This window comes from Bacillus sp. T-10(2022), assembly GCF_056502895.1.
Window position 1 is genome coordinate 1,135,004 of record NZ_CP113518.1, and the last position, 26,051, is coordinate 1,161,054.

The 26,051-nt window shown below is 40.9% G+C and carries 28 protein-coding genes; 21 read left to right on the plus strand and 7 right to left on the minus strand.

Features of this window, described 5'->3' with window-relative positions; all coding sequences use genetic code 11:
* The first annotated feature begins 91 nt into the window (after positions 1-91).
* Entirely contained in the window at positions 92-1,822 is a 1,731-nt protein-coding gene (locus OSJ91_RS05475; protein ID WP_485891169.1) for a phospho-sugar mutase, read from the plus strand.
* Between the two features lie 598 nt (positions 1,823-2,420).
* A complete protein-coding gene (locus tag OSJ91_RS05480; protein WP_350301544.1) occupies positions 2,421-2,948 on the plus strand; it encodes an NADPH-dependent FMN reductase in 528 nt (175 codons plus the stop codon).
* A gap of 134 nt (positions 2,949-3,082) precedes the next feature.
* On the opposite strand, the gene OSJ91_RS05485 is transcribed toward OSJ91_RS05480, so the two are convergent.
* On the minus strand, positions 3,083-3,325 hold the full coding sequence (locus tag OSJ91_RS05485) for a YhdB family protein (RefSeq protein WP_048689737.1): 243 nt from the start codon (positions 3,323-3,325) through the stop codon (positions 3,083-3,085).
* A gap of 132 nt (positions 3,326-3,457) precedes the next feature.
* On the opposite strand from OSJ91_RS05485, the gene OSJ91_RS05490 reads away from it, so the two are divergent.
* The 13 genes from OSJ91_RS05490 to OSJ91_RS05550 all read left to right on the plus strand — a co-directional run bounded on the left by OSJ91_RS05490 (position 3,458) and on the right by OSJ91_RS05550 (position 16,011).
* Complete coding sequence (locus tag OSJ91_RS05490; RefSeq protein WP_485891170.1) at positions 3,458-4,426, plus strand: M14 family zinc carboxypeptidase; 969 nt, start codon at positions 3,458-3,460, stop codon at positions 4,424-4,426.
* Positions 4,427-4,475: 49 nt separating this feature from the next.
* Positions 4,476-4,796, plus strand: coding sequence for a DUF3889 domain-containing protein (locus tag OSJ91_RS05495; RefSeq protein ID WP_350301546.1), 321 nt, complete (start codon positions 4,476-4,478; stop codon positions 4,794-4,796).
* 240 nt (positions 4,797-5,036) lie between these two features.
* Positions 5,037-5,918, plus strand: a complete 882-nt coding sequence (locus tag OSJ91_RS05500; RefSeq protein WP_214743366.1) for a radical SAM/SPASM domain-containing protein — start codon at positions 5,037-5,039, stop codon at positions 5,916-5,918.
* A gap of 469 nt (positions 5,919-6,387) precedes the next feature.
* Positions 6,388-7,230, plus strand: coding sequence for a MurR/RpiR family transcriptional regulator (locus OSJ91_RS05505; protein WP_485891171.1), 843 nt, complete (start codon positions 6,388-6,390; stop codon positions 7,228-7,230).
* Positions 7,231-7,293: 63 nt separating this feature from the next.
* Positions 7,294-8,448 carry a M20 peptidase aminoacylase family protein gene (locus OSJ91_RS05510; RefSeq protein ID WP_485891172.1) on the plus strand — a complete coding sequence of 385 codons (1,155 nt, stop codon included), beginning with the start codon at positions 7,294-7,296 and terminating at the stop codon, positions 8,446-8,448.
* Positions 8,441-9,235 (plus strand): GNAT family N-acetyltransferase, encoded by a 795-nt coding sequence (locus OSJ91_RS05515; protein ID WP_350301549.1) that lies wholly within the window; start codon positions 8,441-8,443, stop codon positions 9,233-9,235. Before OSJ91_RS05510 ends, OSJ91_RS05515 begins: the two co-directional genes overlap by 8 nt.
* Positions 9,236-9,248: 13 nt before the next feature.
* Positions 9,249-10,361: an o-succinylbenzoate synthase gene (gene menC / locus OSJ91_RS05520; RefSeq protein ID WP_485891173.1), complete on the plus strand. Its 1,113-nt coding sequence runs from the start codon at positions 9,249-9,251 to the stop codon at positions 10,359-10,361.
* A 152-nt stretch (positions 10,362-10,513) separates the two neighbouring features.
* Positions 10,514-11,593, plus strand: a complete 1,080-nt coding sequence (locus OSJ91_RS05525) for a YkvI family membrane protein (protein ID WP_485891174.1) — start codon at positions 10,514-10,516, stop codon at positions 11,591-11,593.
* A 161-nt stretch (positions 11,594-11,754) separates the two neighbouring features.
* Positions 11,755-13,170: a SpoVR family protein gene (locus OSJ91_RS05530; RefSeq protein ID WP_350301552.1), complete on the plus strand. Its 1,416-nt coding sequence runs from the start codon at positions 11,755-11,757 to the stop codon at positions 13,168-13,170.
* A 169-nt stretch (positions 13,171-13,339) separates the two neighbouring features.
* Positions 13,340-13,825, plus strand: coding sequence for an arsinothricin resistance N-acetyltransferase ArsN1 family A (locus OSJ91_RS05535; protein WP_350301553.1), 486 nt, complete (start codon positions 13,340-13,342; stop codon positions 13,823-13,825).
* Positions 13,826-13,847: 22 nt separating this feature from the next.
* Positions 13,848-14,045 (plus strand): hypothetical protein, encoded by a 198-nt coding sequence (locus tag OSJ91_RS05540; protein WP_137018068.1) that lies wholly within the window; start codon positions 13,848-13,850, stop codon positions 14,043-14,045.
* Between the two features lie 72 nt (positions 14,046-14,117).
* Complete coding sequence (locus OSJ91_RS05545) at positions 14,118-14,573, plus strand: MarR family winged helix-turn-helix transcriptional regulator (RefSeq protein WP_350301554.1); 456 nt, start codon at positions 14,118-14,120, stop codon at positions 14,571-14,573.
* A 61-nt stretch (positions 14,574-14,634) separates the two neighbouring features.
* Entirely contained in the window at positions 14,635-16,011 is a 1,377-nt protein-coding gene (locus OSJ91_RS05550) for an FAD-dependent oxidoreductase (RefSeq protein ID WP_485891175.1), read from the plus strand.
* Between the two features lie 161 nt (positions 16,012-16,172).
* On the opposite strand, the gene OSJ91_RS05555 is transcribed toward OSJ91_RS05550, so the two are convergent.
* Positions 16,173-16,520 carry a VOC family protein gene (locus tag OSJ91_RS05555; protein ID WP_485891176.1) on the minus strand — a complete coding sequence of 116 codons (348 nt, stop codon included), beginning with the start codon at positions 16,518-16,520 and terminating at the stop codon, positions 16,173-16,175.
* A gap of 443 nt (positions 16,521-16,963) precedes the next feature.
* A complete protein-coding gene (locus OSJ91_RS05560) occupies positions 16,964-17,116 on the minus strand; it encodes a hypothetical protein (RefSeq protein WP_350301557.1) in 153 nt (50 codons plus the stop codon).
* Positions 17,117-17,495: 379 nt separating this feature from the next.
* Between OSJ91_RS05560 and OSJ91_RS05565 the strand changes: the two genes are divergently transcribed.
* The 3 genes from OSJ91_RS05565 to arsC are packed head-to-tail and all read left to right on the plus strand — an operon-like array spanning position 17,496 to position 19,606.
* Positions 17,496-17,837, plus strand: a complete 342-nt coding sequence (locus OSJ91_RS05565; protein ID WP_350301558.1) for an ArsR/SmtB family transcription factor — start codon at positions 17,496-17,498, stop codon at positions 17,835-17,837.
* Between the two features lie 18 nt (positions 17,838-17,855).
* Complete coding sequence (locus OSJ91_RS05570) at positions 17,856-19,154, plus strand: arsenic transporter (RefSeq protein ID WP_350301559.1); 1,299 nt, start codon at positions 17,856-17,858, stop codon at positions 19,152-19,154.
* Positions 19,155-19,186: 32 nt separating this feature from the next.
* Positions 19,187-19,606, plus strand: a complete 420-nt coding sequence (gene arsC, locus OSJ91_RS05575) for an arsenate reductase (thioredoxin) (protein ID WP_485891177.1) — start codon at positions 19,187-19,189, stop codon at positions 19,604-19,606.
* A gap of 82 nt (positions 19,607-19,688) precedes the next feature.
* On the opposite strand, the gene OSJ91_RS05580 is transcribed toward arsC, so the two are convergent.
* Positions 19,689-20,465, minus strand: a complete 777-nt coding sequence (locus OSJ91_RS05580) for a SurA N-terminal domain-containing protein (RefSeq protein ID WP_485891178.1) — start codon at positions 20,463-20,465, stop codon at positions 19,689-19,691.
* 425 nt (positions 20,466-20,890) lie between these two features.
* On the opposite strand from OSJ91_RS05580, the gene OSJ91_RS05585 reads away from it, so the two are divergent.
* Complete coding sequence (locus tag OSJ91_RS05585) at positions 20,891-21,913, plus strand: HD domain-containing phosphohydrolase (RefSeq protein WP_485891179.1); 1,023 nt, start codon at positions 20,891-20,893, stop codon at positions 21,911-21,913.
* A gap of 126 nt (positions 21,914-22,039) precedes the next feature.
* On the opposite strand, the gene OSJ91_RS05590 is transcribed toward OSJ91_RS05585, so the two are convergent.
* From OSJ91_RS05590 to OSJ91_RS05600, 3 genes are read right to left on the minus strand one after another with little or no spacing between them, the layout of a single operon-like run.
* Complete coding sequence (locus OSJ91_RS05590) at positions 22,040-22,591, minus strand: TVP38/TMEM64 family protein (protein ID WP_485891180.1); 552 nt, start codon at positions 22,589-22,591, stop codon at positions 22,040-22,042.
* 1 nt (position 22,592) lies between these two features.
* Positions 22,593-23,270, minus strand: a complete 678-nt coding sequence (locus tag OSJ91_RS05595) for a response regulator transcription factor (protein ID WP_485891181.1) — start codon at positions 23,268-23,270, stop codon at positions 22,593-22,595.
* Positions 23,248-24,639, minus strand: coding sequence for a HAMP domain-containing sensor histidine kinase (locus OSJ91_RS05600; protein ID WP_485891182.1), 1,392 nt, complete (start codon positions 24,637-24,639; stop codon positions 23,248-23,250). The genes OSJ91_RS05595 and OSJ91_RS05600 overlap by 23 nt, the downstream gene beginning before the upstream one ends.
* A gap of 653 nt (positions 24,640-25,292) precedes the next feature.
* On the opposite strand from OSJ91_RS05600, the gene OSJ91_RS05605 reads away from it, so the two are divergent.
* Positions 25,293-25,430: a hypothetical protein gene (locus OSJ91_RS05605; protein WP_350301566.1), complete on the plus strand. Its 138-nt coding sequence runs from the start codon at positions 25,293-25,295 to the stop codon at positions 25,428-25,430.
* A 109-nt stretch (positions 25,431-25,539) separates the two neighbouring features.
* Entirely contained in the window at positions 25,540-26,016 is a 477-nt protein-coding gene (gene chrS / locus OSJ91_RS05610) for a chromate efflux transcriptional regulator ChrS (RefSeq protein WP_034315019.1), read from the plus strand.
* Positions 26,017-26,051: the final 35 nt, after the last annotated feature.

Genomic DNA, 26,051 nt, shown 5'->3' on the forward strand with positions numbered 1-26,051 from the left:
CTTCATTTATTGGAATAAATATGATAATTTTGTATATGTAAGGCAGATACATAATAAGCAAATATGAGGCGTTTGGGAGGAGATGTTGGAGATGGACTGGAAATCTTTATACACCACTTGGGCAGGGTACCAGAATTTAAATGGGGAATTACGTGTCCTCCTTGAGGAAATGCAGCGGGATGAAGCACAACTCGAAGATGCCTTTTATAAAAATTTAGAATTTGGAACAGGCGGAATGCGCGGGGAAATCGGGGCAGGAACGAACCGGATGAATCTTTATACTGTAAGGAAGGCAACGGTGGGGTTGGCTCAATATATCTCTTCGTTTGGGGAAGAAGCAAAAGGAAGAGGGGCTGTGATCGCTTATGATTCAAGACATAAGTCCCCGGAATTTGCACTCGAAGCAGCTAAGACCTTGGCAACATTTGGGGTGAAGGCTTATTTATTCGATGAATTGCGTCCAACTCCAGAATTGTCATTTGCGGTTCGCGAGCTGAATGCTTTTGCTGGAATCGTCATCACGGCAAGCCACAATCCGCCTGAATATAATGGTTACAAGGTTTATGGGACAGATGGGGCACAATTGCCACCGGAAGCGGCTGATCAAGTGATCAGCTACGTGAATGCCATTGAAAACGAGCTTGAAATTCAGGTTGAAGAAGCTGAAATCCTTAAAGGGCAGGGCCTCATCGTAATGGTTGGGGAGGAAGTGGATGCAGCGTATAATCGTGCGTTGCTTACAGTTCCCGAGAACCCGCAGCTTGCCGAGGAAATAGATGTGTCAATCGTCTTTACACCGCTTCATGGAACGGCAAATAAATCCGTCAGGCGGGCACTGCAAAGCTTAGGGTATCAAAATTTGCATATCGTTAAGGAGCAGGAATTGCCAGATCCGGATTTTTCGACAGTTCAGTCTCCAAATCCGGAGGAACCAGCTGCATTTGAAATGGCCATCGAGCTTGGTAACAAGGTGGAGGCGGACCTATTGATAGCAACGGACCCAGATGCCGACCGGCTTGGAATTGCCGTGAGAGACGAGAGGGGCCAATATGTTGTCCTGACTGGAAATCAAACAGGTGCTCTTTTCCTGGATTATTTACTGTCCCAGAAGAAAGAAAAAGGGAAGATTCCCCAAAATGGAATCGTCTTAAAAACGATCGTCACTTCAGAAATCGGCCGGACGATTGCTGAGTCATATGGCTTGAAGACGGTTGATGTACTTACCGGGTTTAAGTTCATCGCCGAGAAAATAAATCAGTATCATGAAAGCGGAGAAAGCAGCTTTTTGTTCGGATATGAAGAAAGCTACGGTTATCTGATTAAAGACTTTGCACGTGATAAGGATGCCATTCAAGCTGCAGTGCTTGCTGTCGAGGTCTGTGCCCATTATAAAAAGCAGGGATTGACCCTATATGAAGGGTTGCTGAATGTGTTTGAAAAGTACGGCTTTTACTTGGAAGGTTTGCGTTCATTGACTTTAAAGGGCATTGAGGGAGCGAAACAGATTTCTGGAATATTGAATCAATTCCGTCAAAATCCTCCTTCCCGAATTGCTGGCATTCAGGTAGTCGCTGAAGAAGATTACCAAAGCAGCAAGAAGCGTACATTACTTTCAAATGATGAAGAATTGATCGAGCTTCCGAAATCAAATGTATTGAAGTATTTCCTTGAGGATGGTACATGGGTTTGCCTGCGTCCTTCAGGCACTGAACCGAAAATTAAATTCTATTTCGGTGTCCAAGGTAAATCAATGCAAGAAGCTGAGTCCAAGTTATCGGGAGTCATGGAAGATTTCATGAGCAAGATTGAAGCATTGGTTTAAATGTATGAAAGCTAGACGAAAGACTGTAGGCAAACTCGATGAAAAATCAGTTTGCCTGCAGTTTTTTATTTAGAAAAGTTCATTTGATTTCAGAAATCCGCTCCCTTTCCGCCCGACTGTCTGCCAAGCCGCATCAAAGTAAGCGCCTCTTGGGTCTCGGCTAGCCAGTAGTGTCGCAAATTTTCTTTAATCCAATGAGGATAACAGTAAAAAACCATAAAGACCGGAGCACTTTATTCGACTCGCTGCACTGTCTTGGGCCGTTGACGCAGTTTATTGACCCAAGCCTCACTGTATTCGGTCGTTCACGCACTGTATTCAACCTATCCAGGACAGTATTCGACCTACCTCGCACATTATTCGACCGTTGAGGCATTATATTCGACCGTTCACGAATTTTTTTCGACCCTCACCTCGGATTGGGACTCCGAATCCCATTTTGTCGTTAAAGTTAAACGAAAGACTTCTTCGGTCTTTCGTTTTTTTATGCTTTTTAGTTGCATGAAAAATCAAAATTCTAGGAAATTCCGTTTCGGTTTTGGTATACTGTATTGGCGACTGATCTCGGAAAACATCGGGAATAATGGAGGTTTAATTCATGAAATTAGTAATCATTAATGGTTCACCACGTAAACAAGGGCGTACGGGGATTGCCTCACGCTACATATCCAAGAAATACGGAGCGGAACTTATTGATTTAAGCAATAGCGAAATCCCTTTATATTCAGGTGAAGGTGAGCAATATCAACTGGAAGTGATCCAAGGTCTTCGGAAAAGCATCGAGGAAGCTGATGGCGTAATTCTGACAACTCCGGAATATCATGGTTCCATGAGCGGGGCCTTGAAAAATGCCTTGGATTTTCTAAGCAGCGAACAATTCACGCATAAACCAGTAGCTTTATTGGCTGTCTCCGGCGGAGGAAAAGGCGGGATCAATGCCTTGAATTCCATGAGAACAGTGGGTCGAAGCCTTTATGCAAATGTGATCGCCAAACAATTGGTTCTGGATCCGCATTGCTTCGATTACGAAAATGATGGTTTATTTGAAGAATCTGCGGTACTTGTAGAAGGTATGATTGAAGAACTTAAAATGTATGCAAACGCATATGCTGCAATGAAAAAATGATGAAATGAGGGTCAGGTATTTACATACCTGACCCTTCCTTGTTTTTATAGGGTTTCACCAGCCAAAGTTATATCCCCGAACATTAATCCTCTTCTTGTATAATTTTTCCCGTTTTGCAAAAACTATAGTTGATTTTAGCTTGGAAGTTCACTTAAATAATCACTTGTTTTTTCTGCCGCATGATCCAGATATCGAAGCAGTGCATATAGCTGGGATTGAACGATTTGATAATCATGCTCAAACCTGTAAGCGTGCAAAAAATGTTCTATTTTTTTTGAAAGAAAGTGATCTTTCGTTCGAACCATCAATACTAACAAGCTGTCCCAATCAGAACGGTGTGTGTGAAACAATGCTTGATCATAATCAGCGATCCTCATGTTCTTCTCCCCCTTATTAAGGAGCTATTTGTATTTTGTTCAGATACGACAGAACATTTCCTTACAATAAGTGGCGATGTATATGGACCGCGGTTGTTGCTTTTTACCTGAATAAAAATAAAAGGTGAGTACATGAGAAAAATAATGGTAATTGGAATACTAGTGCTTCTTTTTTTCCCTGAACCATCGCTGGCGGCAGAAGTGTATTCCCCTGAACAGATGGAAATGGATCTTCAAGGAATCCAAAAGCAGTATGAATTGGATGTTCAAATAATCGGGCAAACTGAAAAGGGAAAAAATATAAAGGCAGTCAAGTTAGGAAAAGGAAAAAGATCGATTTTGCTGGTGGGATCACATCATGGACGGGAATGGCTCAGCTCCAAACTTTTAATGCGCATGCTTGAAGAATATGCAGCCGCCTATCGAGCGGGCAAACCTGTTGGAGAATACCGGACGGAAACATTGGATGAGGTGAGCATCTGGTTCATCCCGATGCTGAATCCAGATGGCGTCAGCATCCAGCAAGGAGATTTATCCAACTTAAATATTCTTGAAAAGGCTGCGGTATGGAAAATGAACCGATATAGCAGGAATTGGTCCCGGTGGAAAGCCAACGCTAAAGGCATTGATTTAAATAGGCAGTATCCGGCTGGATGGAAAGAAGTCATGAGTCATGAAACAAAACCGACGTATCAATTTTATAAGGGCCGACAACCACTTGAAGCAGCTGAAGTAATAGCGCTTACGGATTTCACGAAAATGATCGATCCCCTTATTGCCGTTTCCTATCATACCTCAGGAAGGGAAATCTTTTGGCATTATAATAATAAACGGAAAAATATGGCGAGGGATTATGGCATTGCCAAAAAGACTGCCGAATTGACTGGATATGAACTGACCTTTCCGGAAAAAGAAGCGGTAGGAAGCGGATATACGGATTGGTTCATAACTGAATTCCGCCGCCCGGGAATGACGATTGAACTTAGTTATTTAGTGGATGAAACCAATCCGCCATTGACTGTGTTTCCTGAGGAGTGGGAGAGGAATCGATTAGTTGGAATCATGCTTGTAAAAGAAGCGAAGCAGCTGCATAACAACTGAACAATTTTACATAATAATACTAACCGGAAAGTATGAGGAGGAAAAGATTTTGAAAAAAGTCATCGTGATGCTAATGGGGATTTTTTTGATTATGCAAGCAGGGGACATTTCAGCACAAGCCCAAAAACCCGATTACGAAAAATACGGAAAGATTGCGATTACAATAGTGCAGGCAGATTATCCTGAAGTTGAGATTACCGATTACGAATATAAGGGCAGAAAAACGGTAGCGAAAAATCTAGTCGAAGACGATTTCAGATTTTTGGTCGAGAATAAAGGTCAGGAGTTCAATGTCATCGTGACTGTACAACATGATTTGAAAAATGAAAAATTACTTAGTTTGAAGGTCACAGAACAAAAAGGAAAGTGAGATCGCGGAACAAACGGAAAACTTAAGGGATGCATTACAGAACATCTTCATCTCGAGAAGATGTTTTTTTCTGATTTCGTTTAAAGGCTGTCCAGAAATGGTTGATATCGGATTAGGTGCCAATGGGAAGTGATGCCAGCCGTTCAGCTTCCATGAAGTTTTCATTGCATTTATGAGCAGCTAACAAGTATAGTTAGTATCAGATTGAAACAATAAGCTTGAATGTAGGGGTATTAGAAAATGAGAAAGTTTAAGAAAGTTTATGTGGAAATTACGAATATATGTAATTTGAAGTGTAATTTTTGTCCAAGCTCCAGCTTGCAAAGGACCCTGAAATTCATGGATCCTGAAGGGTTTACGGAGGTTATCAAGAAAATCAAACCACACACCGATCATATTTATTTTCATCTGATGGGTGAACCGTTTTTAAATAAAAATTTGGGTACATTCCTGGATATCAGTGCTGAAAATGACCTGAAGGTTAATATTACAACGAACGGTACTTTGATTCAAAAGGTCAAAGACAAGCTGCTCTCCAAAAAAGCCCTTCGGCAGGTGAATATTTCACTTCATAGCTTTGAGGCAAACGATACGAGCAATAGTCTTGACTCTTATGTCAGTAATATTGCCGATTTCATAAATGAAGCAAATGAAAAAAGCGAAGTGATTTGTGCCATTCGTTTATGGAATATGGATACGGATGAATTAAAAGCGAGTAATGGCCTGAACGACGATATTCTGAGCATGCTGGAGGAGAAGCTTTCATTGGACATTCGCTTAAGTGAAGCTCTTCAGCAAAAGAATAATATAAAGTTGAGGGACCGGGTTTATATAAACATGGCGGAAAAATTCGAGTGGCCGGAATTGGACCGTGACATTATCGATGAAAATATTTTCTGCTATGCTCTTAGAGATCAATTAGGCATCTTGGTGGATGGTACAGTCGTACCTTGTTGCTTGGATAGTGAAGGCAAAATACCGCTGGGAAATATATTCGAAACATCACTTGAAGACATTTTAAATGGTGAACGGGCGAAAAATATGTATGATGGTTTTTCAAGAAGATGTGCAGTTGAAGAATTATGCAAACGATGTGGCTATGCAAAGCGTCATAAAAAATAAAGGAAGGAAAACCACGAAGTCCATCTCCGGGGTTTCAGGCTGTAGGCAAACTCGATGAAAACTCAGTTTGCCTGCAGTTTTTTATTTGAAAAGTTCAGTTGATTTCAGAAATCCGCTCCCTTTCCGCCGACTGTCTTGGGCCGTTAACGCAGTTTATCGACCTAAACCACACAGTATTCGACCGTTGAGGCACAGTATTCGACCTACCCCGCACTGTATTCGGCCGTTCACGACTTTTTTTCGACCTTCACCTCACTATTAACCCCATTTTGCCGCCAAAACCACGGAGTCCATCTCCGTGGTTTTTTCTGTTCTTGAAGCATTTCCTTCTTTTTTATTAAAAATTCAGAATATTATTGTTTTATTAAACGTCCCGTGATAAAATACTCTCTATTATTGTTGAAGTTAAAACTTCATATTGTCATATAAAAAGTTATGGATTCATATCTTGTTTCAGAGGGGATGTTTTATGGATTTACAGCAAAAAGTTAAAGAAGTATTCCCTGGTTTATCTACTGGTCAAAAAAAGGTAGCAAAATACTTGTTAGTGCATTCACATACATTTGCAGTCACTTCAGCTCAAAAGCTCGGAAAGGATATTGGGGTGAGTGAAACGACCATCATCCGCTTTTGCTATTCATTAGGGTTAAGTGGATATGCTGAGCTTCAAAAGCTTATTCGTAATCAGTTGATATACGAGAGCAGCAGTTTGAATGAATATCATTCTTCAAAACTTGAAGCCGCGAGTCAGCCAAACTTCATGGCTCAAGTGATGGGGCAGGATATCACCAGCATCGAAAAGACAATGAAAAATTTATCAAATGAAGATTTCGCCACAACAGTCGATAAATTGGCGGCAGCTGACAATGTTTTGATATCCGGACACCGTTTATCATTTTCGGCAGCACATTGGTTAACCTTTACACTTAGGCTTGTCAGGGAAGAGATTCATTTATATCGGCCTGATACTGATGATATATTTTTACTGTTGAATAAAATGACTGAAAATTCCGTTTTTGTAGCCATTTCATTTCACCGCTATGTTAAAGAGACTGTGAAAATAACGGAAATGGCCAAAAAAGCGGGTGCATTTGTAATTGGGGTTACGGATTCCGAACTGGCTCCGATTGCTGAATACACTGACATTTTATTGCCCATTTCAACACCAAGGACTTCCACGATCGATACAGCACCGGTTTTATTCTCATTATTGAATAGTTTAGTAGCTGGAGTATCGATTAAGGACGAACAGGGTTTCAAAGAAAGAAAAGCGATATATGATGCGTTCAATCAAGACGATTATTTCTTTTGAGGTAAAACTTCCACCAGTTTGGGGAACAAGCCGATTAAACCGGGATACAAGGGGGAGACAGAAATGGATATCACAAATTCTATCGAAAAATTAAGGCCGCGAATACTCGATATTTTTGACCATTTACACGCAAATCCTGAAACGAGTTGGAATGAAGTGAATACGACAGCTTTCATTTCAAATATTTTAACGGAGAATCAGTGTACGGTGAAAACATTCGGGGACTGTACAGGAGTGATTGGGGAAATCGGGGATGGGGATTTCACGGTCGGGTTACGATCGGATATCGATGCACTTTGGCAGGAGGTGCATGGGACGTTTCAAGCCAATCATTCCTGTGGACACGATGGTCATATGACCTTGGCACTTGGAGTATTCCTGGTATTGAGGGAAATGGACTTTCGTCCTAGGGGGAAGCTGAAGTTCATTTTTCAACCTGCTGAAGAAAAAGGTACGGGCGCCTTAAAGATGATTGAAGAAAAAGTATTGGATGATGTCGATTACCTTTATGGAGTGCACTTAAGACCGGTTGAGGAAGTGAAGGATGGGCAAGCGGCGCCAGCCATTATGCATGGAGCCGCTCAGTTCATTAAAGGTGAAATAGCGGGAACTGATGCGCATGGAGCCAGACCGCATCAAGGGCAAAATGCCATCGAGATAGGAGCGGCTTTCATCACTTTGCTAAATGGTATCCATCTCAATCCATCCATCCCTTATTCCGTAAAAATGACGCAGTTTTTTGCTGGCGGCGAAAGTTCCAATATCATCCCGGGGAGAGCCACTTTTTCATTGGATTTACGGGCACAGGATAATGCAGTGATGGAAGAGCTCACCAAAAAGGTGGAAAAGGTTGCAGAATCTTTGGCCATTGTCCATGGAGTCGAAGTGAAACTCGAACCGGGAACCTGTGTTGCTGCTGCAACCGTGAACGATCAAGCCCAGGAAATAATGTCTGAAGCGATAGCCGATACACTCGGGGAAGAAAATCTGGTAGCCCCTGTCATTACAACCGGAGGAGAGGATTTTCATTTTTATACGTTGAAAAGACCTGAACTCAAGGCGACGATGCTTGGATTGGGCTGTGATTTGGCACCAGGGCTCCATCATCCGAACATGACGTTCAACAAAGATGCATTGTTATCGGGAATTGAAATCCTGGCCAAAGCCATCATACTGACTTTCGAGAAATATGGAGATGGGGGCCACTTACATGACTGAAGAATTAATCATTAAATCCCTATCCACACTAGAGGATTTACAAGAAGTGCAGCGACTGGAAGCCGTCGTATGGGGCATGGATTGCGTTCCCATCCATCAGACGATTACTGCAGTCAAAAACGGCGGGCTTGTTTTAGGCGGCTATATCAATGGCCAGTTAGTAGGGTTTCAATACAGTTTCCCGGGATTCAAGGACGGAAGGGTATATCTTTGTTCACATATGCTAGCCATCCATCCGGACCATCAAAAGAAGGGCTACGGCAGATTACTTAAACTTGCACAAAAAGAAGAAGCACTTAAAAAAGGCTACGACTTGATCACATGGACGTATGATCCATTGGAAAGTGTGAATGCAAACTTGAATATCGGTAAGCTAAAAGCTGTTTGCTCTACATATATGGAAGATTGTTATGGAAATATGAAGGATACCCTCAATGAAGGACTGTCAACCGATCGTTTCATGGTGGAATGGAATATACGGCAGGAAGCAAAGGAAGAGACTCCGCTTCCTGATAAAGCGATACACATCGTAACGACAGCAATGAATGACCAAGGCTTTCCTTACATCAAGGATTATCATTTCGAAACCAATGCCGAGGTGATCGCCATACCCATTCCGACAGATATTCAACACATCAAAAAAGCTGATCTTCGCCTTGCGATTGATTGGCGGTTAAAAACCGGTGAATTATTCAAAGCCTTTTTTGCCAAAGGCTATGTTGCAGCGGGGATCGAACGGGAAAAAGGTGAAAACATTCAAAACTATTTATTAAAAATACCAGAATAAGAGGGGAATCGCGATGAAAATAACAGAAGTGCGTTTACGTCATTTAAATATGGATTTGGTAGCTCCCTTTACAACAAGCTTTGGAACGTTTGTGGATAAGGAGTTCATTCTTGTGGAAGTGAAAAATGGAGAAGGGCTTTCGGGCTGGGCTGAATCTGTGGCGTTTTCAGCACCTTGGTATAACGAAGAAACCATAAAAACCAATTGGACGATGCTGGAGGATTTCCTGATTCCGCTTGTATTGGATAAAGAAATAGAGCATCCTCGTGATGTATCGGAAATGTTCTCGCATATTCGTAAAAATAATATGGCAAAATCGGCAATCGAGGGAGCCATCTGGGATTTATATGCGAAAGAAAAGAATATTACATTAAGTATGGCTTTAGGCGGAAAACTGGAAAAAATCGATGTTGGAATCAGTATCGGCATCCAAAAAACGGTACCTGAATTACTGGCGAAAATAGAAGCTGGATTGAAGGATGGGTATAAAAGAATCAAAATGAAAATACAACCAGGTTGGGATGTAGATGTAATCAGGGAAGTACGTAATCGATATCCTGATGTCCCGATCATGGCAGATGCAAACTCCGCCTACCGGCTGAAAGACATCGAATTACTGAAACAACTTGATCAATTTGATTTAATGATGATCGAGCAGCCCTTGTCATCAGATGATATTGTCGATCATGCTACATTACAAGCGGAAATCAAAACACCGATTTGCTTGGATGAAAGTATACATTCCGTCGAAGATGCAAGAAAAGCCCTTGAATTGGGGAGCTGTAAAATCATTAATATTAAGATCGGCAGGGTTGGCGGTTTAACGGAAGCAATGAAAATACATGAATTATGTAAAGAAAGGAATGTACCGGTTTGGTGCGGAGGCATGTTGGAATCTGGTGTCGGGCGTGCCCATAATATCGCATTGACAACACTTGATAACTTCACGATGCCTGGTGATACGGCAGCATCCGCGAATTATTGGCATAAAGACATCATCCAACCAGAGGTTACAGTGGAAGATGGGGTCATAACCGTTCCAAAGGCGGCAGGCATTGGCTATGAAGTCGATTATGCTGCGATCGATGAATTCACTTCCTATAGTAAAAGATATACAAATAAATAAGAATTGGAATAAAAGAAACTCCCAGCTTTATGGACATCAGCCCGTTAACTTGAAGCTGGGAGGCTATTAAAGAACAGGATCATGATGAAAGGGAAGATATTTCTTTTAACTTAAATTGTCAGAATAATCATATAATTAGGGTGGTATTTGATATGAAAAACAGTATAAATCTTGCAGGAGCATATATTGGAATCATCATTGGAGCAGGTTTCGCTTCAGGACAAGAAGTATTACAGTTCTTCACGAGTTTTGGAATCTACAGTGTATTGGGAATTGTGGTGGCGACAGCTTTATTCGCGTTTTTAGGCATGCAAGTTACCCAGTTGGGGAGCACTCTCCAAACACGCTCCCATAAAAGCATCATCGATCATATTTGTGGCCGCTATATAGGCAGGGTGGTCGATATTATCATTACATTTTTCTTGTTTGGCGTTACAGTCATCATGATTGCCGGTTCCGGAACGATTTTTGAGGAACAATTCGGGATTCCAAGTATAGTCGGTGCAATCGTCATGACGGTGCTCACGATTGGTACGCTTTTACTTAATGTAAATAAAATAATGTCCATCATTAGTGCCATCACACCGTTTTTATTCGTTATCATGATCATTATTTCAGGTTATTCATTTTTCACATCCGAACTAAGTTTCAATCAACTCATTTCATCTTCAAGTAAAGGAACGGCTGCAACCGGGAATTGGATGATGGGTTCATTACTTTATGTTTCATATAATATGACTGCCGGAATTGCCATGCTAGCCGTAATGGGAGGGACCTTCAAGAATAAGAAAGAGGCTGGTATGGGAGGAATTCTAGGAGGTATCGGTTTGGGGATCCTGCTATTCTTGATCAATTTGGGGATGATGTCCGACTTGAAGGGCATAGAAGGTTCAGGAATGCCTACCCTTCATTTAGCGAATCAGATTTCTCCATGGTTGGGATATATCCTATCAATCATCCTTTTAGGAATGATTTATAATACCGCTGTCGGGATGCTGTATGCATTCACCGCCAGGCTGGTGCCTGCCGAAACGAAACGCTTTAAAATATCCGTGATTATGGTCGGGATACTTGCTTTTCTTGCAAGTTTCGTTGGCTTTATTAAATTGGTTGGGACGGTATATCCAGTCACAGGATACTTAGGTTTTGTCATCATTGCAGCGCTCATCATTTCCTGGCTCCGTTCCAAAACGAAAAAAGAGGCTGTGAATACGGAATTAGCGAAATTTTAATTTCAAGGGATTGAGTGCAGAACTGCACGAAACCTTTGGCCAGACATCTTCTTCGTGGAGGTGTTTTTTTTCTGTTATCGAGGACCTTTCTCATGATCACGGCATTTTTCCTCCTTTTTTTCATACATTAGTTTAAAGGCGGAAGACAAGGGGGATATCGGATGAATGAAGCGGAGCAAAAGGCTCTGGAATATGCCATTAGTGAAATTACCGAAATAGCAACAGGGTTCGGGTTGGATTTTTACCCGATGCGTTATGAAATTTGCCCTTCAGAAATCATTTATACATTTGGTGCCTATGGGATGCCTACCCGTTTTTCTCATTGGAGCTTTGGGAAGCAATTTCATAAAATGAAGCTGCAGTACGACTTTGGATTAAGTAAGATCTATGAACTGGTCATTAACTCTGATCCTTGTTACGCTTTTCTGCTGGACTCCAATTCACTTGTACAAAATAAATTGATTGTTGCCCACGTTTTGGCGCATTGTGATTTCTTTAAGAATAATATACGTTTCAATAATACTAAGAGGGATATGGTAGAAAGTATGTCGGCAACGGCAGAAAGAATCCGTGAATATGAAATCCTGCATGGCAAAAAGGAAGTGGAAACCTTCCTTGATGCACTTTTAGCCATTGAAGAACATATCGATCCGTCGCTGATGAGGCCAAAGCTTGCCTGGACGATGGAGGATGAGGAAGAAGAAGAGGAAATAAAACCGACAGCCACACAATACGATGATTTATGGAACCTTGATAATAAGGATAAACCAAAGAAATCCAACATTAAAAAAAGAAAAAAATTCCCGCCAAGGCCTGAAAAGGATATTATGCTTTTCATAGAACAGTACAGCAGGGATTTAACCGATTGGCAACGGGATATCATGACGATGATCAGGGAAGAGATGCTGTATTTCTGGCCGCAGCTGGAAACGAAAATCATGAACGAAGGCTGGGCATCCTACTGGCATCAGCGCATAATCCGTGAATTGGATCTATCCTCAGGGGAAGCCATTGAATTCGCGAAACTGAACGCAGGCGTCGTTCAGCCATCACGGACCAGCATCAATCCTTATTATCTCGGCTTGAAAGTGCTTGAAGATATTGAAGAACGCTATGATAATCCAACCGAAGAAATGCTCAGGCTGGGCGTCAAGCCTGGATCTGGCCGCGAAAAGATGTTCGAAGTCAGGGAAATCGAATCGGATATTTCCTTTCTCCGCAATTATTTGACGAAAGATCTGGTCATGCGGGAGGATATGTACTTATTCCAAAAGCAGGGCAAGGATTATAAAATCGTCGATAAATCATGGGAACATGTTCGTGATCAACTCGTCAGTATGAGGGTTAACGGCGGTTTCCCCTATATCACAGTAAATGATGGGGACTTCATGCGCAATGGGGAACTTTATTTAAAACATTGGTATGAAGATATTGAACTGGATCTGAAATATCTCGAAAAAGTCATGCCATATATCTATCAGCTCTGGGGCCGCCCCGTGCATATGGAATCAGTCATGGAAGGAAAAGAAGTCCTGTTTTCCTATGATGGAAAAGGTATTCACCGGAAATATTTATAAAGCTGAAAAAAACTGCCGGTCACTCGGCAGTTTTCTTGTTTCAAGCTCTAATATTCGTTAAGAGCTACTTTGCATAAAAATCTATAATACTTGTAATTTGCAACTATTAATGTTATAAATCAACTATAGAATCTTGAAAAATTCATGCGGCAAACGAAAGGGGAAAGATATGATCATTCGTGAAGCGATCGACACAGACATGGGTTCGGTCAAAGAAATTTACAATCAAGGGATTGAGGATAGAATTGCCACGTTAGAAACGGAACTGAAGGATCAAGCCTACATGGAGGAGTGGTTCGCCAAACACAGCGGTCGATATAAGGTAATTGTCGCTGAACAAGAAGGGGAAATCGTTGGATGGGCTTCCTTGAATCAATATAACAATCGTAGTGCTTATAATGGGGTTGCCGATTTATCCGTTTATATCTCAAGAGATCATCGAGGGAAAGGGATTGGCGATTTATTGCTGCAATCAATCGAAAAGCTCGCAAAAGAAAATGACTTCAATAAAATTGTGTTATTCACTTTTCCCTTTAACCAGATTGGTCAAGGATTGTACAAAAAACGGGGGTACCGCGAAGTGGGAGTGTTTAAGAACCAGGGAATTTTAGACGGGGAATTTGTCGATGTGATGGCTATGGAGAAATTACTTTAAACAATTAGGGGGTAGGAGGATTATGACAGTAAACCATTCAAGCGTATTGTCTGTTGGTTATTTTGATGCTTATTTCAAGCTGGTTTTAGCTTCTCGTGAACCTATGGTGGAAAAGGCAAAAGAATTCATTGAAACAAACTTTTTTAAAGGTGAAGCGTGTTATTATGGCGAGCAAACTCACCGAAATTTCATGGCAGCTTTTAATAAGCTAAAAGGATAAATGAAAAAATAGTTGAATCAAATAGTTGTAAATTGCAAATAATTAGCGTATAAATAAAGTGAGGTGACAGTAATGGAAAATGAAAACCTTAGAGGTCTCTTCCAACTCTTGACTAGGCGGTTTGGATTATTGAATAAAAATTGCTGCAGTGCAGGTGGAATTGAAATTTCACTCGTTCAAAGCCATATCCTGTATGAAATAAACCGACAAAACAACTCTTCCATCCAGCAAATTGCAGAAACACTGGGAACGGACATTACGACCTTCAGCCGACAAATCCAATCCTTAATAAAAATGAATTTGGTCACAAAAACACAAGATGCTGAAGATCGGAGAATTTCTATTCTTTCTCTGACCGATGAAGGAATGAAGGTCAATCAATTAATCGATCAGCAAATGAATGATTATTTGAATGAAATCTTCAAGACAATGAATGAGTTTGAAAAGGAATCCGTCGTGCGTTCCCTGAAATTGCTTAATGATAAAATGCTGAAGTCTTCCGTATGCTGTACTACTCCTTGGGGGTAGTATGATTTTTCGGAAATACTTGCAAATTACAACTTTTTTAAATGAAATATAGGAGGGAATAATGATGGTTCAATTTGATAAAAGTGCTTTACCCGTAGCAATTATAGGCGGGGGTCCTGTAGGGCTTGCCGCTGCCGCTCATTTACTGAAAAAAGGGGAGAAGTTTATCGTACTGGAAGCGGGAGATTCGGTTGGTTCCAGCATGCTGGAGTGGGGCCATGTCAGAATGTTTTCCCCATGGCAGTATAACATCGATCAAACAGCAAAGGAGTTACTTGAGAAGTCTGGGTGGACTTCACCCAACCAAGAAGCTTTGCCAACAGGTCGCGAACTGGTAGAAGAATACCTTCTGCCGCTAAGTAACCTTCCGGAAATTAATGAAAACATCTTATTACAAGCAAAAGTAGTCGGTGTTGCCAAAAAGGCTCACGATAAATTGAAAACCGGAAAACGGGTCACCGTTCCCTTTCAACTGTATGTAGAAGTGGATGGTGACACAAAAGTGGTTGAAGCGAAGGCTGTTATTGATTCATCAGGTACTTGGACCAATCCAAACCCGATCCTTTCCAATGGTATCTGGACGAATGCCGAGAGAAAATTACTCAATCAAATTCACTATGGCATTCCAAACGTCGTCCAATTGGAAAATAGATATCAAAATAAATCGATCATGGTGATCGGGAGCGGTCATTCTGCAATAAATGCCCTATTGGATCTCGCGTCATTACAGCAAAAGTTTACGGATACCAAGATCTACTGGGTTCTTCGTAAAAAACAGATCAATGAAGTGTACGGCGGGCAAGAAAACGACGGCTTGGCAGCTCGTGGAGAGTTGGGCATAAGAATTCAGCAATTAGTGGAGTCTGGACGAATCAATATCCTCACTCCCTTTCATATTAACGGCGTGTATCCAGCAAACGGTAAAATCACTGTTGTGGGGGAACTTGACGGAGAAGAAACCACAATCGGTGAGATCGATGAGATCGTTGTGAGTACGGGTTTCAGACCTGATACATCCTTTTTAAATGAAATAAGGATAAACCTTGATTCAGCTGTGGAAAGCATAGAAGCGCTTGCTCCGCTTATTGACCCCAATATCCATAGCTGCGGAACTGTGCGGCCGCATGGTGAACAGGAATTACGGCACCCTGAGAAGAACTTCTATATTGTTGGCATGAAGAGTTATGGAAGAGCGCCTACATTCTTACTGGCAACAGGCTACGAACAAATCCGTTCCGTGGTGGCTTATCTGACAGGGGATGTCGAGGGGGCAAAAGAAGTGCGCTTGCAACTTCCTGAAACAGGAGTTTGCAGTGTGAATCTGACATCTAGTTCCTGCGATTCTGATATTCCTGCAACTGAAACAAACGATAGTTCTTGCTGTGGCAGTCCGGTTCCAGTGAGATTGGAAATAAAACCTAATTCCTGTTGTGAATGAACTAGAAGACCAGTCTGAAGTCAGGCTGGTCTTTTTATATGATCCTTTTTATTTCGAGATGCACAATTAAATTATTTTCGGATAGTCGGACCACTTATTGTGTCTTCTTTGGCATATGGAACTCGCACCCGTTATCTCAATAGAAAATGAATAATAACTCGTTATTTCTCCCAAAGCTCGACCAGTCGACCTTCAGGATCTTCAATCCAAATAAACTTTCCAAATTCACTAATCTCTTTTTTCTTTGCAAGAGGTACACCAATATGTTCAAGATGCTTAATAGTCTCGTTTAGATTATGTACTTGGAAATTTATCATCACTTGTTGTTCTGTTGGAAAATAACTGTCATTCTCGGTAAAGAAAGAAAAGATAGTCTCATTTCCTAATTGGGGTTTTATCACAGTCCCATTCCAATTTTCTATTTCAATCTTCAACACTTCACTGTACCATTTTTTTACAACTTCGAGATTCTTAGTTCTCCAAAATATTCCTCCGAAACCTTTTAACATCGTATCTAACTCCTGTCTGTCATCAAATTTTTTGCTATCCGATTACATTAGCTATTCGAGATTTAAATTTAAGTTCCTTCTTCAACTAACCTGCCCGGTTAGTTGCATAAAGAAAAAGCTGCCTTACAGAGCTCCGATCTTCAGCTAACCCAACTGTTAGCATAACAAATCACTTGATTAATCAAAAAAGGGTGCAGTTCGAAAATAGTTACCAGCAGATGAGTTTGAAAGTTACGCTTTTACTATATTCATCATTTTACGATACTCAAGAATTTCCTCATCAGTGAACACGTTGGCTGCCAATCGTTTAACTTTATCCCAGTATTCTTTGAATTTATCATATTTAAAATCTTGCTCCTCTATAAAGTCAACCAGGCTGCCACCAGTAAAGATAAGATGAGTTTTTGGATAATATGTATCCCAGTAAATATTTGCTCGAAGATTTAATTCATTTCCAGTTTCTTTAACTTGAAGGGTAATTGAAACAGCACATCAAGTCTTGGCACTCCGCGATCGTGCCCTTCCCCCTTTTTATTTATTACCATAATAGTGACATACTGCTCATTTTCAAAAATCATTTCTTTTTCGCTAATCATTAATTCCCCCGGTTTTTCACGAAATTTGTCGGCTAACTTACACCGAATTCACCCCTGTCTTAATATTATTAACTACTCAACTTTTGTATAACAAGATTACCAGCAGAGACTATCAAATACAAAAGAATGAGGATTAATCTTTTCATATGTTTTACAACCTTTTTAGTGGGTAATATCCTCAATCCTTTTTCTAATAACCTGCCCAGTTAGTTCATCAAGAAAATCAACAACACCCTTTTTGAATTTAAGCAGACTAAATTTAAAAATTATATCGTTGAATATTTAATGCTTGATTAAATAAGAATATGCTTATACAATGTTGTTGAATAATCACATAAGCATATACTTATTTACTTTGTGCTAGGAGGGATGAAAAGCTATGAATGAAGCGTTGGATTTGGAAACCACGGCAAACATTCTTAAATTACTAGGTGATAAAACCCGTTTGACCATGATTAAGATCATGGCTGAGCATGAATGCTGTGTCTGTGAATTTGTGGACCTATTCGAGATGAGCCAGCCAGCTATCAGCCAGCATTTACGAAAGTTGAAAGATAGCGGGCTCGTGAATGAAGCGAGGAGGGGACAATGGGTTTTTTACTCGTTAAATCCGTCTTCTTCCCATTACACATTTATTCAGACGGTCATCAAGGACTTGCCAAGTCAAAACTTTAAATTAGAAAACTTAACAGCACAAGGAAAACGGATTTGTTGTGACTAACTAGGAGGTACTACTTCAGTGGGATCAGTTATTTTGGCAGTTATCATCTTTTTATTAACACTCATTCTCGTCATCTGGCAGCCGAAGGGATTGTCAATCGGATGGTCAGCTTGTGGCGGTGCGGTTTTGGCCTTACTTGTTGGAGTGGTGGACTTTACTGATGTCATGGACGTGACATCGATAGTCTGGAACGCAACACTCGCCTTCATCGCGATCATCATCATCTCGCTTATTTTGGACGAGATAGGATTTTTTGAATGGGCAGCACTGCATATGGCGAGAGCCGCCAAGGGAAATGGAGTAAGGATGTTTGTCTATGTAAGTATCCTCGGTGCTCTTGTGGCTGCTTTTTTTGCGAATGACGGAGCGGCACTTATCCTTACACCAATCGTATTAGCAATGGTTCGGGCCTTGAAATTTAGTGATAAAATGATTTTCCCTTTTATCATCGCCAGTGGGTTCATTGCCGATACCACTTCACTTCCTTTGGTGGTGAGTAATCTTGTAAATATTGTATCCGCAGACTTTTTCAATATCAGTTTTGCCGAGTTTGCCTCAAGAATGATCGTACCGGACATCTTTGCACTTGTAGCAAGCATCTTGGTTTTATATCTATTTTTCCGTAAAAGCATACCGAAAAATTACGATGTATCACAGCTTAAAAAACCAGTGGAAGCCATCCAAGACCACAGGATGTTTAGGCTGTCCTGGATCGTATTAGGAATATTGCTGGTTGGTTATTTTGCCAGTGAATTCATTGGGGTTCCTGTATCCATCATTGCAGGCATTGTCGCCATCTTCTTCCTCATGATGGCTAGAAGGAGTCCAGCGGTCAACACGAAAACCGTTATCAAAGGCGCACCATGGGCAATCGTCTTTTTCTCAATTGGGATGTATGTAGTGGTGTACAGCCTAAGAAATGTTGGCTTGACGAATGTATTAACGGATTTAATCCAAGTTACCGCCGATCAAGGATTATTTGTGGCAACGATTGGGATGGGCTTCATCGCAGCCATTCTGTCATCACTTATGAATAACATGCCAACCGTCATGATTGATGCCCTTGCCATTTCCGACACCCATACAACAGGCGCAATCAGGGAGGCCCTTATTTATGCAAATGTCATCGGTTCGGACTTGGGCCCGAAAATCACTCCTATCGGTTCTTTGGCTACGTTATTGTGGCTGCATGTCCTTTCATTAAAAGGCGTGAAAATCTCATGGGGAACTTATTTTAAAACGGGAATCATCTTAACCATCCCAACATTGTTCATCACATTGGCCGGCTTATATATATGGTTGCAAATCATTCATTAAACACTTACTTACAAACAAAGGAGAGAAACAGCATGGCTAAAAAAACACTTTACTTCTTATGTACAGGGAACTCTTGCAGAAGCCAAATGGCAGAGGCATGGGGGAAGAAATATTTAGGTAACGAATGGCAAGTGCTTAGCGCAGGAATCGAGGCCCATGGGTTAAATCCAAAAGCTGTAAAAGCAATGAATGAAGTTGGATTGGACATCTCCAATCAAACATCGGATATCATCGACCCTGACATATTGAATAATGCCGATTTTGTCGTTACATTATGTGGTGATGCGGCTGACAAATGTCCAATGACGCCACCGCATGTTAAACGTGAACATTGGGGCTTTGATGACCCGGCAAAAGCGGTAGGAACAGATGAAGAGAAATGGGCAACCTTCCAACTTGTACGTGATGAAATAGGTGAAAGAATTGCACGTTTCTCTAAAACCGGTGAATAAATGAAATTGAAAAGCCGTGGGTGTGTAGGTTTACCAAAGACCATAAAGAAAGAGCTGCCAAAATCGGCAGCTCTTTTCATCATTAAATCTTAATATCGACCTTAGCATTTTTCTGAAGTTCTTCGACATGCTTCACAAGCTTTTCTTGTTTCTTTTGCAGCTCTAGTTGTTCCTTGATTTGCGGCTTCATTTCTTCGAGTTTCTGTACCTTCTGTCCGCTTGTTTTAGCTTGCTCCGCAACCTGGTCGTAATACTTTTGGATTTCTTCATCAGTTGGTTCTTCCACTTTAATCTCTTTTTCAACATACTTCGTATATGGGATGTTCTCTGCAATCTGGGCATTAAGCATTTCCGAATTCAGACCTGCTTGCTTCATCGCTTCCTTGAATTTCTCTTCATTCTCATATGGCTTTTTGATTTCGGCAAGTTGCTCTTCAATTTCGGCCTTGGAAGCTGTGTAGCCCTTTTTATCAGCTGCTTGAAGCAGCAATGTTTGCCCCACTAAAGAGTTGAGCGTTTGCTCTTTAATTTGTTTGGCGCCCTCCTTGGATGTTGGGTCTTGTCCGAATTGCTGCATCTGCATTTGTGTGGTGGACAACACGGTATTATATTCCGCACCTGAAATTTTTTCGTCATTGACGATGGCTACCGTTTTCTTTTCATCCACCTTTTGCTTGTCTAGTTTCTTTTGCATTTCTTCCATCTGTTTTTGCTGTTCCTCAGTTGCTTTAGCCGTTTCTTTCTCAGTTGTTTTAGTCTCTTTCTCGTCATTTTTCTTATCCGCTTCATCGTTCGAACCACAAGCCGTCAGAACAACTGCCAATAATCCAATGATGATTGGGTACAATAGTTTCTTCATATTTCAGTCTCCTCTCATATTCAATGCTAAAAAATCATCTAATGCGCATTATAAAGGAATTTCCCATTAAAACACAATAAATTCATTCTTTTTTCCAGAAAACAGGAAGATAGTATAGGCATCATCTCATTATATAAGTGTAACATTCGCGGAAATGAACCCATTTACCCTTCAACATGCAAAATTCTTAATGGGAATGCGAAGGCTTGATACCTGGTGGGCAGTCAGAAACTTGTAATCAATCTCTTAATCACAAAACGATGCTTAGTAACTATTGTATATAAAACTTGTATGGTATTATATACCTTATCATCCGAATATAGTTCATTTAGCCTATCTAATGAAATTATCAAATCATGAACGGAAAGAGCCGTGACACTATGAGACAGAATTGGAAATCCGGCAGGTTATTGGAGGTATAGATTTTGAAAGGGAAATCAAGGCTGCCATGCGAATTGGCAGGGTATTTAAAGTTGGGGGATGCCGTCATCATTACGGATCAAGATCATCGCATACTTGATATTAATCCATATTATGAAAGGACGACAGGGTATTCAAGGAACAGTATCATTGGGTTCAAAGCTGGATTCTTGAAGTCTGGGTTAACACCTTTATGTACATACACATCCCTGAAAAATGAGTTAAGGAAGGGGAATCCTTGGTCAGGGGTTTTCACCAATCGAAAGAAATCGGGTGAGATTTGGCATTCCTCGATTACGATTACCCATATTCATCTAGGGGATCAGTGGTATTTTGTAGGGATTTTCCGTGAACTGGAACAATTGAAAGAAGGGATCTACCTTTCGGAAAAGAAAAGGGCAGAGACTCAAAGGGAATTGTTAAAGGTACTCGCCATTTCATGCGAAATCCGTGATCCAGGCATTGAAGCGCATTTATTGAGAGTTCAAAATCTAACCGAGGAGCTAGTTATCGTTCATAATCGAAGATGCCAGCTGGAAATATCTAAAAGCTATATGAATCATATCGTCCATTCAAGTATTCTACATGATATCGGGAAAGCGGAGATTCCTGAGGGGATATTATACAAACCTGGCCCGTTATCTCCTTATGAACGAAAAATCATCGAAATGCATCCGTTAATGGGATCCGATATTTTGAATAAGATTTCAAGGGAAATAAACAATGATGTGATCAGCAGCCTGGAAGTGGCTGAAAACATCATCCTCCATCATCATGAAAAATGGGATGGAACTGGATATCCACATCGATTGAAAGGTGAGGACATCCCATTGGAAGCTAGAATCGTTGCCATTGTGGATGTATTCGATGCATTGACCAGCAGAAGGCCGTATAAAGATTCCTGGTCAGTGGAGCGGGCATTATCTTTCATAAACGAACAAAAAGGAAAGCATTTCGATCCATCCATCGTGGTGTCCTTCTTTTGCTATTTTAATGAAAAGGCTTCAAAGCCGTTCCCGGCACAGTGATATAAATCAAAGAACTCGTCGAATATATTTTCCCGATATAATGGGGTCATGCCTCATCCGCTTTCTGGAACTGGTAGTAACCCTTGGAGACCAAGGGTTACTGATTCTTGAAAGGGAGGATTTTTACTACATTCCTTTTTTCTTATTTCTATTAAAGTAATAAACGACTGCGATTACCAGAATCAACAGTACCAAAACAATCCTTACATCGTCCGATGCCTTCAATACTTGTGTCACCGAATACGCCTCGACAAGGAGGGCAGGCAGTTTTCCAATGGATGTGGCGAGGAAGAAAATCATCATTCCCGTCTTGCTTAATGCTGCTGTAAGGTTGATTACGCCGGATGGTATAAAAGGAAGGAGCCTAAGCATCAGGATCATCCAAAATGCATGAAACCCTTGAGACTTTTGCAGCTTCATGACCCACCGGTTCTTCATGAACTTGGGTTGGAATGTTTGAAAGCCCTTTCGATATAACCAAAAGCTGACCACTGCACCGGCAATTTCCCCCATGTACGAAAGGATCAATCCCTTTTCAAATCCAAATACGGTGATATTGGCTGCCGTGATGAATACGCTTGGAACAAAACCAAGCACGCTAATCAATATATTGAATACTAAACTTACAGCAATGGAAAAAGGGCCGCTGGATAGTAATGCCTCAGAAATGAAATTCATATCAATCCACAGAACTCCATTTATATCCGATGCCCCAGACCGTTTTCAAGTGTTGATCTGCTGGAAAACCGGCATGACGTAATTTCTCTCTAATATTTCGAATGTGGGAATCGATTGTCCGATCTTCCGTATCCGTTTTAAATCCCCATATGGTCGAAAGCAGGTGGTCTCTGGAATAAACTTGATCTGGTGATTTTAAAAACAAGCACAACAGTGAGAACTCTTTTGGTGTCAATGGGATTGTTTTGGTATCATAATGTGCTTCATAAGCGGATTCCCTTAATTTTAGCCCTCTAAATATCACATTATCATCCTGATTATGCACTCGCCGCGTCACTGCTTCGATTCTGGCAAGTAAAACATCTTCATTAAATGGTTTCGTAATATAATCGTCTGCGCCTTTTTTCAACCCTTTCACCATTTCTTGTGCAGCATCCCGGGCGGTGAGCATGATTATGGGAATGTTGGTAAACGCACGGATCCTTTCACAAGTTTCCCACCCATCCATCTCAGGCATCATTACATCAAGAAGTACTATGTCCGCATGTTTATGCGCTAGGAACTGTAAGGCTTCATGTCCAGATTTCATCTTCATGCATGTATATCCGTGAGGTTTAATGTATAGCTCTAATAGATCAAGCATTCTCTGTTCATCATCAACCAGAACTATTGTCTTCATTTGTTATCTCCTTAAATGTGATAGTGAAGCACGTTCCTTGCTCCAATTTGCTTTTAACCGAAATGGTTCCTCCTTGTATCTCCACTAATTGCTTGACGATGGAGAGCCCCAATCCGAATCCACCGGTATCTCTGGCGCGTGATTTCTCGACACGATATAAACGATCAAAGATATGGGGGATATCTTCAGGGGGAATGCCAACCCCTTGATCGATTATGGAGATGGAAATCCTGCCAAGGCATTCAGTGGCTTTGATGGTGGTGACTGTATATTCGTTCGAGTACTTCAGCGCATTATCGAGCAGGTTAAGAATGACTTGCTCAAACCGTGAGGGATCTATATCTATAAATAAATCATCCTTACATACCAGATTCAATTGAATTCTTTCATTTGTAAAAGCCGGCAGCACTTTTTCATGAATGTTTTGCAGGAATGAAGAGAGCTGGACGGTTTCTTTTGATATGGTGAATGTATTTACATCCATTCTAGCCATATTGAATAGTTCGTCCAATAATCTGTTTAATCGTTCGGATTCATCATGGATGATCTCTAAGTATCGTGTTCGTTCGGCAGCATTCAAGTCTTTCCGGCGGGCAATATCAGAGTATCCCTTGATATAAGTTAGCGGCGTGCGCAGTTCATGAGAGATACTTGCCAAAAATTCATTGCGTTCCTTCTTTAAATAGTTCAATTCATTAGCCAAGCTTTGAATGGATTGGGCAAGCTCCCCGAGTTCATCATGAGATCGTACTGGCACAGCCACTGAAAAATTCCCTTTGCTGAGTTTGGTTGTCGCTTCCTTCATCGAAATCAGAGGTCTAGTCAAAGCTTTTGATAGAAAATAAATGGTGATAAGCATGAAGAAAAGGAGCAATGCAGTCGCAAAAAGGAAATGCCTATTCAATTGTGCAATCAAATCCTCAACATCCCTAGTATCTTTGAACATATAAACATAGCCTTTTTTTTCTTTATCACTGATAAATGGCGTAACGGTCGCTATATATCTTTCATCCTTCCAACTTGATTGGATGACCAGACCATTTCGGGGTAGTTGCGGGATGTTTTTTGCCAAGATTTTTTTCATTCCCCCATTTACCTTTGCGGAAGATATCAGAATATCTCCTCTTGTGTTCGTAATCACGACATCTGTATCGGTATGGTACTCCATCAGGCCGATATGCTGAAGGGTAGAGTCGGAATACGTGATTTCCAACACATCACGATGACTATTGCCACGGGCCTTCAGTGATTCCAATTCTTGATTGATACGGGAATGGATCACTTTATTATGCAAGTAAATCATCGAAACGGTCTCCATCAAAAAAATGCAAACAAATATAGATAGTCCGAGCTTAAAGGAGATTTTCATGAGCATTCACCCTCTTATGGAATAAAGTCAGTTTAGCGAAAAAGTATGAAGAAAGTATGCAGTATTTTCAATTTCTTCGCATCTCTTAAACAACGATAATCCGAATGATGACTTGTTGCAAGAAGGACGATATTTTTAATGGACCCAAACTGCATTTTTTCAGTCTTGTATATGGAAATGGGGGAGGCGGTTTTTCCGTGCAATAACACTTTTGGAAGTGGTTATTTAAAAAATAGATGATGATCATTCATACTTGGTGGTTTGTAGACTGCTCTTATTTTGATTACACCTAAATAAATTGAAACTGCCGGGAAAATGGGCAGTTTTTGTATTTAGTCTATTCAAAATATTTTGTATTAAGGAAACATTTTGTCGTAAATGAATACTATGTAAAAAAGGAGCTGATCCATATGAATTGTACAAACCGTACGCAGAAAAAAATAATGGCTTATTCCGCATTATTCAAAAAAATGGGCATTCTCAATGATGAGGAATACAAAAATATCGCAAAGACCTTTCAAACAAAGGATTGAGGAAGTGTCCATTGGAAATTCATAAACTTTTATCCTGCATTGAACGGGCTGTAAAACCCCCTCCTTCCAACCTCAAAGTAGGGGGGGACTTGCAGTCTGGAACTTAAGGGGGTGTCGGCGGTGCCGTCAATTTGTCTGGCCCTTAGTCTATCGCCTTCCATCTTTTTGGCGGCTGCACTCAGTTGGATGAAATGCTGCATCTTAAGTTTGAAAAACTACATATTTGATGGAGATTCATATGCAGAGGGGGAAAATTAGGGATGCCCAAAAATTTCTGCCTTTATTAGAAGTGAAAAGGAAGATTGTTGTGATCCGGTGGTGTTCTCTGCGATAATGGAATAAAGATATCGAAAAGGAGTTACGTAGGATGGCAGAGGACTTTAAGATTCCCAGCTTGAAAGTTGATGAAATCGATAAGAAAATCATATCGGTTTTACATGAAGATGCACGAATTTCATATACCGACTTAGCGAAGAAAGTGGAGCTTTCCAGAGTGGCGGTTCAGATGAGAATTAATCATCTTGTGGAAAACGGGGTGATCGAGAGGTTTACTGCGGTCATAAATCCAGCTAAGGTCGGCATCCATGTCTCGGCATTCTTTAACGTTGAGGTTGAGCCAAAATATCTGGAATCGGTCGCGCAGCAATTAGAAAGTGAACCGGCTGTAACGAGTTTATATCATATGACCGGTCCGAGTAAACTCCATATGCACGGAATCTTTACTGATAATCAAGAGATGGAACGTTTTCTCAATGAGAAGCTGTATGCGGTCGTCGGTGTGGTCAGCGTTGATTGCCAAATTCTCATTAAACGCTATAAAAGCCGGATGGGCATGAAGCTTTAATAAAAAATCCCCCTATATAGGAGGATTTTTTATTA